Annotated in this window: 13 protein-coding genes and 1 pseudogene; 7 read left to right on the forward strand and 7 right to left on the reverse strand. The window is 64.1% G+C overall.

Going from position 1 to position 15,638, the window contains the following annotated elements:
- Nucleotides 1–5 precede the first annotated feature (5 nt).
- The 3 genes from ABID26_RS17980 to ABID26_RS17990 all read right to left on the reverse strand — a co-directional run bounded on the left by ABID26_RS17980 (nt 6) and on the right by ABID26_RS17990 (nt 4,703).
- A complete protein-coding gene (locus ABID26_RS17980) occupies nt 6–965 on the reverse strand; it encodes an ABC transporter permease (RefSeq protein WP_126096639.1) in 960 nt (319 codons plus the stop codon).
- Between the two features lie 16 nt (nt 966–981).
- On the reverse strand, nt 982–2,568 hold the full coding sequence (locus tag ABID26_RS17985; protein ID WP_126096638.1) for an ABC transporter substrate-binding protein: 1,587 nt from the start codon (nt 2,566–2,568) through the stop codon (nt 982–984).
- A 149-nt stretch (nt 2,569–2,717) separates the two neighbouring features.
- On the reverse strand, nt 2,718–4,703 hold the full coding sequence (locus ABID26_RS17990) for a CocE/NonD family hydrolase (RefSeq protein WP_354416027.1): 1,986 nt from the start codon (nt 4,701–4,703) through the stop codon (nt 2,718–2,720).
- 204 nt (nt 4,704–4,907) lie between these two features.
- Between ABID26_RS17990 and ABID26_RS17995 the strand changes: the two are divergent.
- A pseudogene (locus ABID26_RS17995) lies at nt 4,908–5,147 on the forward strand (BrnT family toxin); the annotation flags it as partial.
- Complete coding sequence (locus ABID26_RS18000) at nt 5,134–5,445, forward strand: BrnA antitoxin family protein (RefSeq protein WP_126096636.1); 312 nt, start codon at nt 5,134–5,136, stop codon at nt 5,443–5,445. The pseudogene ABID26_RS17995 and the gene ABID26_RS18000, both read left to right, overlap by 14 nt.
- Nucleotides 5,446–5,457: 12 nt before the next feature.
- Here ABID26_RS18000 and ABID26_RS18005 read toward each other — a convergent pair whose 3' ends face one another.
- From ABID26_RS18005 to puuE, 4 genes are read right to left on the reverse strand one after another with little or no spacing between them, the layout of a single operon-like run.
- Entirely contained in the window at nt 5,458–6,051 is a 594-nt protein-coding gene (locus tag ABID26_RS18005) for a nucleoside deaminase (protein WP_126096635.1), read from the reverse strand.
- A gap of 18 nt (nt 6,052–6,069) precedes the next feature.
- Nucleotides 6,070–6,561: an ureidoglycolate lyase gene (locus tag ABID26_RS18010; protein ID WP_126096634.1), complete on the reverse strand. Its 492-nt coding sequence runs from the start codon at nt 6,559–6,561 to the stop codon at nt 6,070–6,072.
- Nucleotides 6,558–7,403: a bifunctional allantoicase/(S)-ureidoglycine aminohydrolase gene (locus tag ABID26_RS18015; protein ID WP_435528582.1), complete on the reverse strand. Its 846-nt coding sequence runs from the start codon at nt 7,401–7,403 to the stop codon at nt 6,558–6,560. Before ABID26_RS18015 ends, ABID26_RS18010 begins: the two co-directional genes overlap by 4 nt.
- A 25-nt stretch (nt 7,404–7,428) precedes the next feature.
- Entirely contained in the window at nt 7,429–8,853 is a 1,425-nt protein-coding gene (gene puuE / locus ABID26_RS18020; RefSeq protein ID WP_126096632.1) for an allantoinase PuuE, read from the reverse strand.
- 177 nt (nt 8,854–9,030) lie between these two features.
- Between puuE and uraH the strand changes: the two genes are divergently transcribed.
- From uraH to ABID26_RS18045, 5 genes are all read left to right on the forward strand, one after another.
- Nucleotides 9,031–9,405 carry a hydroxyisourate hydrolase gene (gene uraH, locus ABID26_RS18025; RefSeq protein WP_126096631.1) on the forward strand — a complete coding sequence of 125 codons (375 nt, stop codon included), beginning with the start codon at nt 9,031–9,033 and terminating at the stop codon, nt 9,403–9,405.
- A gap of 3 nt (nt 9,406–9,408) precedes the next feature.
- The gene (gene xdhA / locus ABID26_RS18030) at nt 9,409–10,884 is read left to right on the forward strand and encodes a xanthine dehydrogenase small subunit (RefSeq protein ID WP_126096630.1); all 1,476 of its coding nucleotides are present in this window, start codon (nt 9,409–9,411) and stop codon (nt 10,882–10,884) included.
- Nucleotides 10,884–13,241, forward strand: a complete 2,358-nt coding sequence (xdhB, locus tag ABID26_RS18035; protein ID WP_126096629.1) for a xanthine dehydrogenase molybdopterin binding subunit — start codon at nt 10,884–10,886, stop codon at nt 13,239–13,241. The genes xdhA and xdhB overlap by 1 nt, the downstream gene beginning before the upstream one ends.
- Nucleotides 13,242–13,303: 62 nt before the next feature.
- Entirely contained in the window at nt 13,304–14,299 is a 996-nt protein-coding gene (gene xdhC, locus ABID26_RS18040) for a xanthine dehydrogenase accessory protein XdhC (RefSeq protein ID WP_126096628.1), read from the forward strand.
- Nucleotides 14,300–14,785: 486 nt separating this feature from the next.
- Nucleotides 14,786–15,616: a PhzF family phenazine biosynthesis protein gene (locus tag ABID26_RS18045; protein ID WP_126096627.1), complete on the forward strand. Its 831-nt coding sequence runs from the start codon at nt 14,786–14,788 to the stop codon at nt 15,614–15,616.
- The last annotated feature ends 22 nt before the right edge of the window (nt 15,617–15,638 follow it).

Below are 15,638 nucleotides of genomic sequence, written 5' to 3' on the forward strand. Positions count from 1 at the left end.
CCCCCCTACTTCGGATGCCTGAGCCGCGGATTGGCGACGATCGCTGCGATGTCCGCGATGATGTTGAGGCTGATATAGACGGCCGCGAAGATCAGGCCGACCGCCTGGACGACCGGAACGTCGCGCTTGGTGACATGGTCGACGAGGTACTGGCCCATGCCTGGATAAACGAAGATCACTTCGACGACGACGACGCCGACGACGAGGTAGGCCAGATTGAGCATCACGACGTTGATGATCGGCGCGATCGCGTTCGGGAAGGCATGCTTGCGGATGACCGCGAAGGCCGAAAGGCCCTTGAGTTCCGCCGTCTCGACATAGGCCGACTGCATGACGTTGAGGATCGCCGCGCGCGTCATGCGCATCATGTGGGCGAGCACCACCAGCGTCAGTGCCGCCGCCGGCAGCGCGATAGCCTGCAGGCGTTCGCCCAAGGACATTCCCTCATAGACGGTCGAGATTGCCGGGAACCACTGGTGCTGGACCGCGAAGTAGAAGACCAGCAGATAGCCGATGAAGAATTCCGGAAAGGAGGTCGAGGCGAGCGCCACCCCGGAAATCAGCTTGTCGACCCAACCATTGCGGTAGCGCACCGCGATCAGGCCGAGCGTGATGGCCAGCGGAATGGCCACGATCGCCGCCCAGAAAGCCAGGAACAGCGTGTTCCAGAGCCGATCCTTGATCGAGGTCGCGATGTCCTGCCCGCTCGACATGGCGGTGCCGAGGTCGCCGGTGAGCACGCCGCCCAGCCAGTGGAAATAGCGGATATAGGCGGGCTGGTTGAGCCCGAGCTGCTCGCGCAAATTGGCGAGCGACTCCGGCGTCGCCGACTGTCCGAGAATGGCTTGCGCGACGTCGCCGGGCAGGATCTGGGTGCCGGCGAAGATCAGGACCGAAACGGCCAGCAGAAGGAGGATGCCCAGCGCGATGCGCTGGGCCACCAGTTTCACGATGGGCGAGGACATCTCCGCAAGGCCGTGCTCAGGCTTCGAGCCAGCACTTCGCCAAAGCGTAGCCGTTGCTCAGCTCCTGATGCGGATCGTCCACCCAGCCGGCGACCTTGGGACCGGTTGCGTCGATGAACTGATTGAACATCGGCAGGATCAGGCCGCCCTCGTCGCGTACCATGACGCCCATGTCATGGTACATCTGCTTGCGCTTGGCCTCGTCGAGCTCGGCGCGCGCCGCAAGCACCATCTTGTCGAAGTCCGGACGCTTGAAGCGGGTGTCGTTCCAGTCGGCCGTCGACAGATAGGCGGTCGAGTACATCTGGTCCTGGGTCGAGCGGCCGCCCCAGTAGGAGGCGCAGAAGGGCTGCTTGTTCCAGACTTCGTTCCAGTAGCCGTCGCCCGGCTCGCGCTTGATCTCCAGCTTGATGCCGGCCTTGGCCGCGCTCTGCTGATAGAGTTGCGCCGCATCGACGGCGCCGGGGAAGGCGACGTCCGAGGTCCTGAGCAGGACCGAACCGTCGTGGCCCGACTTCTTGTAGTGGAACTTGGCCTTGTCGGGATCATACTTGCGCTGCTCGATCTCGGTGAACAGCGGGTAGGAGGCGTTGATCGGGAAGTCGTTGCCGAGCGAGCCGTAGCCGCGCAACACCTTGTTCAGCATCTCCTCGCGGTCGATCGCCAGCTTCAGCGCCATCCTGAGGTCGTTGTTGTCGAACGGCGCCGTGTTGCAATGCATGATGAACACGTAGTGGCCGGGTCCCGAATGGTTGCGGATGGTGACGCCCGGCACGCGCTTGATGAGATCGACGATCTTCGGCTCGACGCGGTTGATCATGTTGACCTGGCCGCCCTGCAGGGCCGCCGTGCGCGCCGTCGCGTCGTTGATGACGACGACTTCGATCTGGTCGGCGTGGCCCATCTTGTCGCCCTGCCAGTAATTGGCGAAGCGCTCGCCGACATGGCGCACGCCGGGCTCGTTGACCTTGACCTTGTAGGGGCCGGCGCCGATGCCGGCATCGGGCTTGTCCTTGCCGCCGTTCGGCTGGACGATCAGGTGGTAGTCGCTGAGGAGATACGGAAGGTCCGCGTTGGCCTCCTTCAGCGTCAGCACCACTTCCTTGCCGCTGGCCTTGATGGTGTCGATGCCCTTCATATAGCCCAGCGCGCCGGATTTGGACTTCTCGTCCGAATGACGTTCGAGCGTCGCGGCGACGTCCTCGGCGGTCACCGTCTTGCCGTTGTGGAATTCGACGCCGTCGCGGATCTTCAGCGTCCAGACCTTGGCGTCGTCCGAAGAGCCGATCTCTTCGGCGATGCGGTTCTCGAGCTTGCCGTCGGGCGACAGCTCGACGATCATTTCGCCCCAGCATTTGCCGAAGGCGAACGGCACCTGCGTCATCATCAGTGCCGGATCGAGGCTGTTGGTGGATTCACCGCCGACCAGGCCGGCCTTCAGCGTGCCGCCCTTGACCGGGCCGGCGGCGCGGGCTGCGCTCGAAAGCAGCGAATTGGCGAAGGGCGCGGCGACGCCGAGCGCGGCGGCGCGGCCAAGGAAGTCGCGACGGCTGAGCTTGCCGGCGGCGACGCGACGGCTGAGATAGTCGAGTTCATTTGTCATTATGGGTTCCTCACTCTGATGGTTCGACCTTGCGGTCGTTTCTGCTTATTGGAGGAGATAATGACCGTAAGGGAAAGCTGTAAGCAAGACCGAATGCGACATGCCGTGGCGTAAATGGCACTTCGCATTTGGACCAATCTTGCCTGCGCTCAAAGGAGGGCGCGCGGTATCGCCTGCTCGAAATCGCGCTCGAACACCAGCTTCTCACCCTCATAGGCCTCGATTCTGGCGCTGAGGATGAAATTCTGCGCGTCTGAGCGCATGTCGGCAAAAGTTTCGGTTCGCACCGACCATTCATTTCGCGAGAAGGTCTGCGTCCAATGCGTGCTGCCCATGGCCGACAGCGGATCGTCGGGGTGGATCGCCCATGTCTCCCTGACGATGCTGCCATGGACGAGCCCATGCGCGAGGTCGCGCACCTCGCCGAAATCGTCCGTTATGGAAAGCGTGACGACGCCGGTCTTCTCGTCGCGGTCGACATGGCGCTCGGAATTGGTGGGCCTGATCGTCTCGGTCGCCCAGGGCGTGGCGCCTTCCGGTTCGGCGAACGAGACCTCGTCGCCTGTCGCCAGCGGACGCAGCGGCAGCTTGAGTGTCGCCTTCGACAAGTCAAGCGTCGCCGGCTCCGGCGACGGCCAGATCATCGGCCAATAGGCATTGGAAACGGCGACCCGCAGCCGATGGCCGGCCGGCACCCGGTAGGCGCACTGGTCGAGCACGACACGGGCCGAAACCGTCTCGCCGGGCACCAGCGCCTCCGGGAATTCGTGCGAGTTGCGATGCGTGAGGTTGAGCACGCCATAGGAGATCAATTCCGACGCTCCGTCGGGATGCACGTCGCAGAGCCGCACCGCGATGTTGGCCTGCGGGCGGTCCGAGGAAAGCCTGACCTCGACCTCCGGCGCGCCGACGATGTCGATCGCCTCCTCGAGCTCGGCCTGATCGAAGCACACCGAAAGCGCATCGTCCGGCCGTTGGTCGCCCGGCAGCTCCGGACCGAAGGTGAACGGAAAATATTCGCCGCCGGCGAGCCCGCAATTCTGTGGCGAGGCGACGATCGCAGGCTTGGCTCCGTCCGGGATGAGCTCGATCGCTTCAAGCTTGATGTTCGGTGACGGCCATTCCTGTTCCGCAATCCAGCGGCCGGGCCGCTCCGGGTGCCAGCGGGCCGGGCGCACGCTGTCCATGACATAGGCGCGATAATCCGGGTCGGCCTCGACGCCGGTCTCGGCACCTTTCAGCCAGCGGTCCCACCAGCGCAGCGCCTCCTGCAGGAAGCCGATGGCTGGATTGGGTCCCGCATAATGCGGGTATTTGTGGATCCAGGGGCCGACGATGCCTTTGACCGGCGACCGGATGTTGGTGACGAGGTTGGAGATCGTGTTGCGGTAGCCGTCATGCCAGCCGCCGATCGACAGCACCGCCGCCCGGACGGCAGAAAAATCCTCGCAGATCGAGCCGCGCTTCCAATAGGCGTCGCGATGCTGGTGGCTGAGCCACAGCGGCGCGAGGAACGGCTGGTTCTCCAGCCGGGTGAGCCACAGGTCGCGCCAGCGGTTGTCGCCGGCAATCAACGGATCCGGCGGCCGCGACGAATAGGAGAGCATCGTCGAGGCCCAGCCGAAATTTTCCAAGAGCAGGCAGCCGCCCTTGTAGTGGATGTCGTCGGCATAGCGGTCGACGGTCGAGCAGAGGCTGATCGCCGCCTTGAGCGCCGGCGGCCGCTTGGCCGCGACCTGCAGGCAGTTGAAGCCGCCCCAGGAAATGCCCATCATGCCGACATTGCCGTTGCACCAGGGCTGCGCGGCCGCCCAGGCGATGACGTCGCAGGCGTCCTGCAGTTCCTGCTCGGAATATTCGTCGTCCATCAGACCTTCGGAATCGCCGTTGCCGCGCATGTCGACGCGGATCGAGGCGTAGCCGTGGCCGGCGAAATAGGGATGCGTCAGCTGATCGCGGAAGATGGTGCCGTCGCGCTTGCGGTAGGGTAGGTGCTCGAGGATCGCCGGCACCGGCTTGTCGGAGGCGTCCTCCGGCATCCAGATGCGCGCCGACAGTCGGCAGCCGTCCGGCATGACGATGCCCATGTCGGGAAATTCGACGACTTTTCGAGGGAATTTGGTGACGGTTTTCATGGCGCGCATAACGCCTTGCCCAGAGGTGACTTTCAATCGCTATTCGCGACCTGGCGCAGCGAAATATGCGACCTGTCATGATGCTGCGGACCGGCCCTGATCATTCAACTCCGAACTTGCGCTGCCGCACTAATTTATGTATTACGTTTATTCACTTTGGCCCGACGCAGACGCACGGGATGATCTCGCCTGAAAATCGTTTGAGATGAGCCGAAGCGCGTGACGAACCTCGAAAACCGGGGTCTAGACTTCGCCGATTTCGATATCGAGTTTTTTGCGACTTCAATCGTTCTTCCAGCCAAGGCTGGCCGGTTAATGGCGATTGGCGAGTTCAGGCAGACCATCCTCGCCGTTATTTTCAAGCCGCTTGGTTCCGAAGCGATTTCGGTGATCTCGATGCGTCGTGCCAGCCGAAAGGAAAGGTCAGCGTATGAGCACCCGTAAATCGCCCATTCGACCGCTTGCCGACGAGGGCGAGGCAGAAATTCAAAAACAGATTGCTGCTGACCCCGACGATGCGGAGGCGACCGATGAACAACTGGCGCAAGCCATGCCCTTCGCGAAAGCGGTTCCGGAGCTTTTCGAGAGCATAAGGCGCGCTCGCGGCCGGCCAGCCGCGGAGAAACCCAAGCAGATCGTGTCCATCCGCCTTGATCAGGATGTCATCAGCAAGTTCAAGGCGACGGGCAAGGGCTGGCAGGCCAGGATAAATGAGGTGCTGAAGAACGCGAAGGTAGGCTAGGCAAAAGCCGCGTCAGCTCAACGGAATGTCGTTATCGGCCTTGCTGGCCTGGTAGGTGCCGGAGAGCTCATCATAGCGCGCAGATATCTTGCCGATGCGCGCCTCCAGTCGCTTACGCTCGGCCTCCGGCAAAGCCCGCACCAGCCGGCGTATGGAAAAACTCTTCCAATACGCGTTCTCTGCATTGTAGCCGCCGGGGTCGAGGGTGAAGACCTCTTTCAGGATCTTGAGATCGTGCGGGATGGCGAAGCTGTCGCGCGAGTCCTCATGGCTGAAGAGGTAGTAGAAATTGTCGAAGCCGGTCCAGGTGATCGCCGACAGGCAGAGCGAACAGGGCTCGTGGGTTGCCAGGAACAGCGCATCCTTTGTGTCGACGCGCTCGGCTTTCGGCATCTCGTAAAAACGCTTCAGGCAGTGCACCTCGCCATGCCAGAGAGGATTCTCCGTCTCGTTGTTGGTCTCGGCGAGCACCAGCGAGCGGTCGTCTTTCCTCAGGATCGCGGCGCCGAACAGCTTGTTGCCATGAGCAACGCCTTCGGCGGTCTTCGGCACGATGTCGTGCTCGATCACGTCGAGGAGGCGGTCGATCAGCGAGATGTCGGTCATAGGAGAAATCGGGAGCATTCAGGGAAGATGGATCTCGTAAGGGTGCGAAAAGTAGCACTCTTCGAGGTTGGAGCCGTCGCCGCCGCGGTCGACGATCAGGAAATCCTGCTCCTCGCCGATCGGCGTCAACACGCCGTGCCAGAGGTTTCGCCGGTAGTTGATGCCTTGTCCGGGCGCGGTGATGAAGGCATGCGGCTCGCCCGGACCGTCCTCGGTGTCATGGCAAACGACGACCAGGAACGGGCGCGGCGACAGCGGGATGAAAGCCTGGCTGCCGAGGGGGTGGCGCTCGACCATGGTAAGCTTCAGCGGCATGTCGTAGGGCGTGCCGCGCACGATCGAGATCAGCACGCGCGCATTCGGCCCTGCGGCTTCCGCCGTGGCGAGGTCGTGGTAGCGCATCGCCTTGCCACCATTGATCGGGTAGCGGTTGTCGCCGCCCATATCGATGACGTCGCCGAAGGGCGCGAAGTTTTCGCGCGTCAGCGGCCGGGCGACGATGCGGCTCACCGCGCGTGACCTCCAAGGGCGCCGCCAAGCTTGGCGTGCCGGTTGACATCCTTGTAGAGCAGGTAACGGAAGTCGCCGGGGCCGCCGGCGTAGCAGGCCTGCGGGCAGAAAGCGCGCAGCCACATGAAATCGCCGGCTTCGACCTCGACCCAATCCTGGTTGAGCCGGTAGACGGCCTTGCCTTCGAGCACGTAGAGCCCGTGCTCCATGACATGGGTCTCGGCAAAGGGAATGACAGCGCCGGGTTTCAGCGTGACGATGGTGACATGCATGTCGTGGCGCATGTCGGCCGGATCGACGAAGCGCGTCGTTGCCCAGCGGCCCTCGGTGCCGGGCATCGGGCTCGGCTCGATCTGCTGCTCGTTGGCAAAGAAGGCTTCGGGCACGTCGAGACCGTCGACCGCTTCATAGGCCTTGCGGACCCAGTGGAAGCGGACGGCGTCGCCGCTCTCGTTGCGCACCGTCCAGCCGCTGGATGGCGGCAGGAAAGCGAAGCCGCCGGGGCGAAGCACATGTTTTTTGCCGGCAAGCGAGACGGCGAGTTCACCCTCGACCACGAACAGCACGCCCTCGGCTTCAGCGTCGAGCTCGGGCCGGTCGCTGCCGCCGCCAGGCAGGACCTCGACGATGTACTGCGAAAACGTCTCGGCGAAGCCCGAGAGCGGCCTTGCAATGATCCATGCCCTCGTCTTGTCCCAGAACGGCAGCGGGCTGGTGACGATGTCCTGCATCACCCCTTTGGGAATGACCGCATAGGCTTCGGTGAAGACGGCACGGCCGGTCAACAGCTCGTTCTGGCCGGGATGGCCGCCATGCGGCGCGTAATAGGTTCGCTCGGCCATTTTCATCATATCCATGTGTTGAAGCCTATAACGGGAGCATGTCTTTCAGCCGAAGCAGCGCGATGCGCTCGACCTGTTTGCAGGCGGTTTCGAATTCGACGCCGCGGCTGTTGCCGATACGCGCCTCGAACTCCGCCAGGATCGCGTCCTTGGTCTTGCCCTTGACCGCGATGATGAAGGGGAAGCCGAAGGTGGTGACATAGGCGGCGTTGAGTTTCGAGAACAGCTCGCGCTCCTTGTCGGTCAGCGCGTCGAGCCCGGCGGAAGCCTGCTCCTTGGCCGATTCCGGCGTCAGCCGCTTCGCCGCCGCCAGCTTGCCGGCAAGGTCCGGATGGGCGTTGAGTACGGAGAGCCGTTCCGCCTCCGTCGCCGCGCGGAAGACGCGGCAGAGCGCGTTGTGCAGGCCGCCGGCGCTGTCATGCGCCGCGCCAAGCTCCAATTCGTAGGCGCGCTCGGCGATCCATCGCGAATGTTCGAACACGCCGCCGAAGGCATGCACGAAGGCCTCGAATTCCATCCGTGACGGGCGCAGCGCCGGCGCCTGGTAAGGATGCGTCTGGCGCCAGTGTTTGGCGATGTCGATGCGCCGCGTCAGCCAGACCTTGTCGTGCGACATCACATACTCGACGAAGCGCTTCAGCGCCGCCACGCGGCCCGGACGGCCGACCAGCCGGCAATGCAGGCCGATATTCATCATGCGCGGCCGCCCCGCCTTGCCCTCGGCATAGAGCGTGTCGAAACTGTCCTTCAGATAGGCGAAGAACTGGTCGCCCGAGTTGAAGCCCTGAGGCGTGGCAAAGCGCATGTCGTTGGCGTCGAGCGTATAGGGGATGACGAGCTGCGGCTTGTCGAGCCCGTCGCGGTCGAACCAGTAGGGCAGTTCGTCGTCATAGGTGTCGGAAACGTAGTCGAAGCCGCCTTCTTCCGCGACGAGCCGCACCGTGTTGACCGAGGTGCGGCCGGTGTACCAGCCGGTCGGGCGCGCGCCGGTCACTTCATAATGCAGCCGGATCGTCTCTTCGAGGTCGCGCCGCTCGTCCTCCGCATCATGGTCGCGATAGTCGATCCATTTCAGCCCGTGCGAGGCGATCTCCCAGCCGGCCTCCTGCATCGCCGCGACCTGGTCGGGCGAGCGCGCAAGCGCGGTGGCGACGCCGTAGCAGGTCACCGGCACCTGCGCTTCGGTGAACAGCCGGTGGAGTCGCCAGAAGCCGGCGCGGGCGCCATATTCGTAGATCGACTCCATGTTCCAGTGGCGCTGGCCGACCCAAGGGGCGGCGCCGACGATCTCGGACAGGAAGGCCTCCGAGGCCTTGTCGCCGTGCAGCACGCAGTTCTCGCCGCCTTCCTCGTAGTTGACGACGAACTGCACAGCGACATAGGCGCCGCCGGGCCATTTCGGATCCGGCGGATTGGCCCCGTAACCGCGCATGTCCCGTTCGTAACGCATGATCGCTCCTGCCCGATTGTTGAGATGAAGATATCGAAAGGAGTGCCCCGGCATTCCCCCGAAAATTTTTGAAAGTGCTTTTTGCCGCACTCCGCTCGACCGGGACTTATGCATCGCCTTTAATTGGCGCACAATTGACCTGAAAACGTTCGACTGTACCGGGAATGGGAGGCGGCAGTGGCAGAAACGTCGAAAGCCGATGGCGGGCGTCTGACGACCCACGTCCTCGATACCGCGACCGGCAGGCCGGCAAAAGGCCTCTCGATCGACCTCTTCCGCATCGAGCGGCAGGCCCGCACGCATTTGAAGACCGTTGCCACCAACGATGACGGCCGCTGCGATGCGCCGCTGCTGGCCGGCGCCGATTTCCGCACCGGCGAATATGAGCTGGTCTTCGCCGCCGGAGACTATCTTCGCGGGCAGGGCATCAGCCTGCCGCAGCCGGCTTTCCTCGACATCGTGCCGATCCGCTTCGGCATGGCCGAGGAGCGGCATTATCATGTACCCCTCTTGATTTCGCCCTACGGCTACTCGACCTATCGCGGGAGCTGAGACATGGCCAAGATCCGCAACGAGATACGCTTTATTCTCAACGGCGCCGACGTCGCGCTGAACGACGTCGCGCCCGACGCGACATTGCTCGACTGGCTGCGGCTCAACCGGTCGCTCCGTGGCACCAAGGAAGGCTGCGCCGAGGGCGATTGCGGCGCCTGCACGGTGCTGATCGGCAAGCTCTCGGCCGAAGGCCTGGTCTACGAAAGCGTCAACGCCTGCATCCGCTTCATAGGCTCGCTCGACGGCACCCATGTCGTCACCGTTGAGCATCTGCGCGGCAATGGCGAACAGCTGCATCCCGTGCAGCAGGCGATGGTCGATTTCCACGGCTCCCAATGCGGCTTCTGCACGCCCGGCTTCATCATGTCGCTCTATGCGCTCTGGATGAAGACGCCCAATCCTTCGGATGCGGCGATCGAAAAGGCGCTGCAGGGCAATCTCTGCCGCTGCACCGGCTACGAGGCGATCATGCGCGCGGCGCGTGCCATTTCGAGCTACGGCAAGGCGGCCAAGGATCCGCTGGCGGTGGAACGCAAGGACATCACCGCCCGGCTGGAAGCGCTGTGCGATGGCGCAAGGGTCGAGGTTGGCTCCGGCAAGCAGCGGCTGATCGTGCCGGCCAACGTCGATGATTTCGCCGACACCCTCGAAAAGCAGCCGGGCGCCACCATCGTTGCCGGCTCGACCGATGTCGGCCTGTGGGTCACCAAGCATATGCGCGACATCTCGCCGGCGATCTTCATCGGCGGTCTCGACGGCCTGCGCACGATCTCCGAGGCCGATGGGGTCATCACCATCGGCGCCGGCGTCACCTATACCGAGGCCTTCGTGACGCTGTCGAAACGCATCCCGGCATTGGGACCGCTGGTCGATCGCATCGGCGGCGAGCAGGTGCGCAACATGGGCACCATCGGCGGCAACGTCGCCAACGGCTCGCCGATCGGCGACACGCCGCCGCCTTTCATCGCGCTCGGCGCGAAGCTGACGCTGCGCAAGGGCGACACGCGCCGCACCATCCCGCTCGAGACCTTCTTCGTCGCCTATGGCAAGCAGGATCGGCAGCCCGGCGAGTTCGTAGAGGCGGTGCATGTGCCCGTGCCGGCAAAGGAAGCAAAATTCGCCGTCTACAAGGTCACCAAGCGCCGTGACGAGGACATCACCGCGACCTTGGGGGCCTTTTATCTGACCCTGGCCAAGGACGGCACGGTGGCGGATATCCGCATCGCCTATGGCGGCATGGCGCCGATACCGAAGCGCGCCGCCGCGGTCGAAAGAGCGCTGATCGGCAAGCCCTGGAGCGAAGCGACTGTCGAGGCCGCGATGGCCGAATATGCCGGCGACTTCACGCCGATCTCCGATATGCGCGCGAGCGCCGAATACCGGGCGCTGGCGGCGAAGAACCTTTTGTTGCGCTTCTTTGTCGAGACCACCGGCACCAGGGCGCCGTTCCAGGTCTCACGCTTCGAGGCTGCCTGATGACCAAGCACGTCCCCAATCTCAAGGCGCAGAAGATCTCGGGCGGTGTCGCCAGCGACCAGAGGCATGATTCCGCGCACAAGCATGTCAGCGGCACGGCGGTCTATATCGACGATATGCCGGAGCCGGCCGGCACGCTGCATGGCTGTCTCGGTCTGTCCACGGCGACGCATGCGACAATCACCGAGATTGACCTCTCGGCGGTGCGCGCCGCTCCCGGCGTCGTCGACGTGCTGACGGCAAAGGACATTCCCGGCGAGAACGACATTTCGCCGACCGGCCGCCACGATGAGCCGGTGCTCGCCGACGGCAAGGTTGAGTTTTTCGGGCAGCCCATCTTCTGCGTCATCGCCGAGACGCGCGAGCAGGCCCGCCGCGCCACAAGGCTGGCCAAGGTCGCATACGAGCAATTGCCTTTCGTCACCGACATCGGCGAGATCGACCCGAGGAAGGGCAAGCTCGTCACGCCGCCGCTGACGCTGAGGCGCGGCGATGCTGCGACTGCCATCAAGACCGCCCCCCGAAGGCTCAAGGGCAAGATGCGCCTCGGCGGTCAGGAGCACTTCTATCTCGAAGGCCATATCGCCATGGCTGTCCCCGGCGAGGACCAGGACGTCACCATCTATTCCTCGACCCAGCATCCGAGCGAGGTCCAGCATATGGTGAGCCATGCGCTGGGTGTCCCGAGCAACGCCATCACGGTGGAAATCCGGCGCATGGGCGGCGGCTTCGGCGGCAAGGAAACGCAGGGCAACCAGTTCGCGGCGCTCGCGGCGATCGCCGCCAAACGCCACCATCGCGCGGTCAAGATCCGGCCCGACCGCGACGACGATATGACCGCCACCGGCAAGCGGCACGACTTCCTCATCGACTACGAGGTCGGCTTCGACGACGACGGCAACATCCTCGGCGTCGACTTCATGTTCGCGGCGCGCTGCGGCTTCTCGTCGGATTTGTCCGGCCCGGTCACCGACCGCGCGCTGTTCCACTGCGACAACACCTATTTCTGGCCGGCGGTGCACGCCCAGTCGGCGCCGCTCTACACCAACACGGTCTCGAACACCGCCTTCCGCGGCTTCGGCGGCCCGCAGGGCATGGTAGGCGCGGAGCGTGTCATCGACGAAGTGGCTTTCGCGGTCGGCAAGGACCCGCTCGAGATCCGCAAGAAGAATTTCTACGGCGGTGACAAGGAGGGCGATCGCAACATCACGCCCTACCACCAGACGGTCGAGGACAACGTCATTCACCGCATCGTCGCCGAGCTGGAGGCGAGCTCGAACTATGCGCGGCGCCGGCGCGAGATCAGTGCTTTCAACAACAACAGCCGCTTCATCAAGCGCGGACTGGCGCTGACGCCGGTCAAGTTCGGCATCTCTTTCACCGCCACGCACTACAACCAGGCCGGCGCGCTGGTGCACGTCTACACCGACGGGTCCGTGCACCTGAATCACGGCGGCACCGAGATGGGGCAGGGCCTCTACCTCAAGGTGGCGCAGGTGGTGGCGGAAGAGTTCCAGATCGACCTCGACCAGGTCAAGATCACCGCGACCACCACCGGCAAGGTGCCGAACACCTCGGCTACGGCGGCATCGTCGGGCTCCGACCTCAACGGCATGGCAGCGCAGAACGCCGCTCGCCAGATCAAGGACCGGCTGACCAATTTCGCCTTGGAAAAATACCAGGTGCCGCGTGACCAGGTGCTGTTCCTGCCCAACCGGGTCCGCATCGGCAACCAGGAGATACCCTTCGGCGATCTGGTCAAGCAGGCCTATATGGCCCGCATCCAGCTTTCGGCGGCAGGCTTCTACAAAACGCCGAAGATCCACTGGAACCGCGACAAGGGCGAAGGCAGGCCATTCTACTATTTCGCTTACGGCGCTTCGTGTTCGGAGGTGTCGGTCGACACGCTGACCGGCGAATATGTGGTCGAGCGCACCGACATCCTGCACGAGACCGGCCGCTCGCTGAACCGCGCCATCGATCTCGGCCAGATCGAGGGCGGCTTCATCCAGGGCATGGGCTGGCTGACCACCGAGGAGCTATGGTGGGACGACAAGGGCCGGCTGCGCACCTATGCGCCGTCGACCTACAAGATCCCGCTCGCCTCCGACCGCCCGAAAATCTTCAATGTCACGCTGGCCGACTGGTCCGAAGCGAACGAGCCGACCGTGCATCGCTCCAAGGCTGTCGGCGAGCCGCCTTTCCCGCTCGGCATGTCGGTGCTGCATGCGCTCTCCGATGCCGTGGCAAGCGTCGCGGACCACAGGACCTGTCCGCGCCTGGATGCGCCGGCGACGCCGGAGCGGGTGCTTATGGCCATCGAAAGGCTGAAGCGGGAAGCCGCAAAGCCGGCCTGAGCGGGCCAAAACGTGCAATTCGGGCCGAAAAACACTATGTTTCGGCGTTAGGAATGCAGACGATGAACTCGAACGTGCAAAGCTTGAAGGCGTTTCTCGGCCAGACAGGCCGGGTCGCGCTGGTCGAGGTCGCGGCGACGAAAGGCTCGACGCCGCGCGAGGCCGGCGCCTTCATGCTCGTCTCGGCATCGGCGATTTTCGGCACCATCGGCGGCGGCCAGCTCGAATTTATGGCCATCGACAAGGCGCGGCAGCTCATCTCCCCCCTTGAGGGGGAGATGGCCGCGAAGCGGCCAGAGGGGGTCCTCTCAGGAGGCACCACAAGGGCGTCGAGCACTGCCGCGGCGACCCCACCCGGCGGCTCCGCCGCCACCCTCCCCTCAAGGGGGAGGGAAGCCCGCATCGAGGTCGACGAGGTTTGCGCCACGCTCGACGTGCCACTCGGGCCGGAGATCGGACAGTGCTGCGGTGGGCGCGTCGAGGTGCTGATCCGGCCGGTCGATGCGACCCTCGAACAGGAATTGATCGCCAAGGCCGAGGCCGAGGAAGCGCATCTCCCTCATGTCTATCTTTTCGGCGGCGGGCACGTCGGCCAGGCGCTGGCAGCGTCGCTCTCGCTGCTGCCCGTCCATGCTGTCGTGGTCGAAACGCGGGCCGAGGCCCTGGAAGGCATGCCGGAAACGGTCGAGACCCAGCTGACGCCGATGCCCGAAAGCGCGGTGCGGGAGGCGCCGGCGGGGTCGGCCTTCGCCATCCTCACCCACGACCATGCGCTGGATTTCCTGATCGTCGCCGAGGCGCTGAAGCGCGAAGACGCCGCCTATGTCGGCATGATCGGCTCGAAGACCAAGAAGGCGACTTTCAAGAACTGGTTCCTGAAGTCCGCCGACGGCAGCGAGGCCGAGTTCAACCGCCTCGTCTCACCGATCGGCGGCAACGCGGTGAAGGACAAGCGCCCGCCGGTGATTGCAGCACTTGCCACGGCCGAGATCATGACGGCGCTGGTGTCGCATGCAGCCGAGGCGTCGGCCGCGCCCGAGAAGGCGATGGCCGGCTGATACCGCCATTGTGGTTTCCTTGGCAGGTCGCATGCCTTGGAGATTGGCCCAAACGCCTGTCTTGTCGTCATCCTTGGTCGGAGCGGGAAGCGAAGCGTACCGCGCAGACCCAAGGATCCGTGCCGTGACTTCGAGGCGTTGTGACGGTGCAAAATTCTGCTCCGCTGCGCTCTTCGGTCAAGGTAACGGAATGGATCCCAGGGTCTCCGCGACGGAGCTGCGCTCCTGCTTCGCCCTGGGATGACGAAGTTGGGGAGGCTTCAGCCAATCCCCAGCACTTGCGCTGATTTCACGGAAACGAACGGTGAAAATCTTGCCCGCTGACTGCTTGCAACCCTAATCCCTGTGTCGAGGAGCTAGCGGTAAAGCGCCTGAGATATGACCGACGCTCACAGCTGCTCGTCGCTTTCTTCGTTTCCCAAACCGGTCCGGAACGTGTTTTCTGCGCGCCTGACGAACACGAGCGACGAACACGGGACGAGCGATATGGACGTATTGCGCATTGCTGCATTTTCGGACGGGAACAGCGGCGGCAATCCAGCCGGCGTGGTGATCGGCGACGTCTTGCCCGATGCGGCCGACATGCAGCGCATCGCTGCCGAGGTCGGATTCTCGGAAACCGCCTTCGCCGCGCCGGACGGTGACGGCTGGCGCGTGCGCTATTTCTCGCCGGAATCGGAGGTGCCGTTCTGCGGCCACGCCACGATCGCGCTCGGCGCTGGACTGGTCCGGCGGTTCGGCGACGGGATTTTCGCGCTGGCCCTCAATCAGGCCGGGATAACAGTCGAAGGATTCCGCGAGGGCTCCAACTTCGCCGCCGCGCTGCAGTCTCCGCCGACGCGCAGCAAGCCCGCGGCGCCAGGGCTTGTCGCCGAAATGCTGGCGTTGTTCGGCTACGTGGCCGGTGATCTCGATCCGGCCATTCCTCCGGCGCTGATCCATGGCGGCTCCGACCATTTCGTGCTGGCGCTGAAGTCACGCGAGGCGCTTGCGGCGATGGCTTATGATTTCAAGCAGAGCCAGGCCCTGATGCGACGCGAAGGACTGATCACGATCCTGCTCGCTTTTGCCGAAACGCCGCGCCTCTTCCACACGCGCAATCCGTTCGCCTCCGGCGGCGTCTATGAGGATCCGGCGACGGGCGCCGCCACCGCGGCCTTTGCCGGCTATCTGCGTGACATCGGCTGGCCGCATGGCGGCTCGATCGACATCGTCCAGGGCGAGGACATGGGCATGCGCTCGCGGCTCCATGCCGACATTCCGCCGATGCCCGGCAGCTCGATCAGGGTGTCCGGAACAGCCCGGCTGATGGACTGAGGCTCAAGCAATTCCAGGAAAG

Origin of the sequence: Mesorhizobium shonense (assembly GCF_040545255.1) — a bacterium.
Taxonomy (GTDB): Bacteria; Pseudomonadota; Alphaproteobacteria; order Rhizobiales; family Rhizobiaceae; genus Mesorhizobium; species Mesorhizobium shonense.

Coding starts and splice junctions, on each gene's coding strand:
- ABID26_RS17980 (WP_126096639.1), bottom strand. CDS start 965: ATGTCCTCGCCCATCGTGAAACTGGTGGCCCAGCGCATCGCGCTGGGC.
- ABID26_RS17985 (WP_126096638.1), bottom strand. CDS start 2,568: ATGACAAATGAACTCGACTATCTCAGCCGTCGCGTCGCCGCCGGCAAG.
- ABID26_RS17990 (WP_354416027.1), bottom strand. CDS start 4,703: ATGAAAACCGTCACCAAATTCCCTCGAAAAGTCGTCGAATTTCCCGAC.
- ABID26_RS18000 (WP_126096636.1), top strand. CDS start 5,134: ATGAGCACCCGTAAATCGCCCATTCGACCGCTTGCCGACGAGGGCGAG.
- ABID26_RS18005 (WP_126096635.1), bottom strand. CDS start 6,051: ATGACCGACATCTCGCTGATCGACCGCCTCCTCGACGTGATCGAGCAC.
- ABID26_RS18015 (WP_435528582.1), bottom strand. CDS start 7,403: ATGGCCGAGCGAACCTATTACGCGCCGCATGGCGGCCATCCCGGCCAG.
- puuE (WP_126096632.1), bottom strand. CDS start 8,853: ATGCGTTACGAACGGGACATGCGCGGTTACGGGGCCAATCCGCCGGAT.
- xdhA (WP_126096630.1), top strand. CDS start 9,409: ATGGCCAAGATCCGCAACGAGATACGCTTTATTCTCAACGGCGCCGAC.
- xdhB (WP_126096629.1), top strand. CDS start 10,884: ATGACCAAGCACGTCCCCAATCTCAAGGCGCAGAAGATCTCGGGCGGT.
- xdhC (WP_126096628.1), top strand. CDS start 13,304: ATGAACTCGAACGTGCAAAGCTTGAAGGCGTTTCTCGGCCAGACAGGC.
- ABID26_RS18045 (WP_126096627.1), top strand. CDS start 14,786: ATGGACGTATTGCGCATTGCTGCATTTTCGGACGGGAACAGCGGCGGC.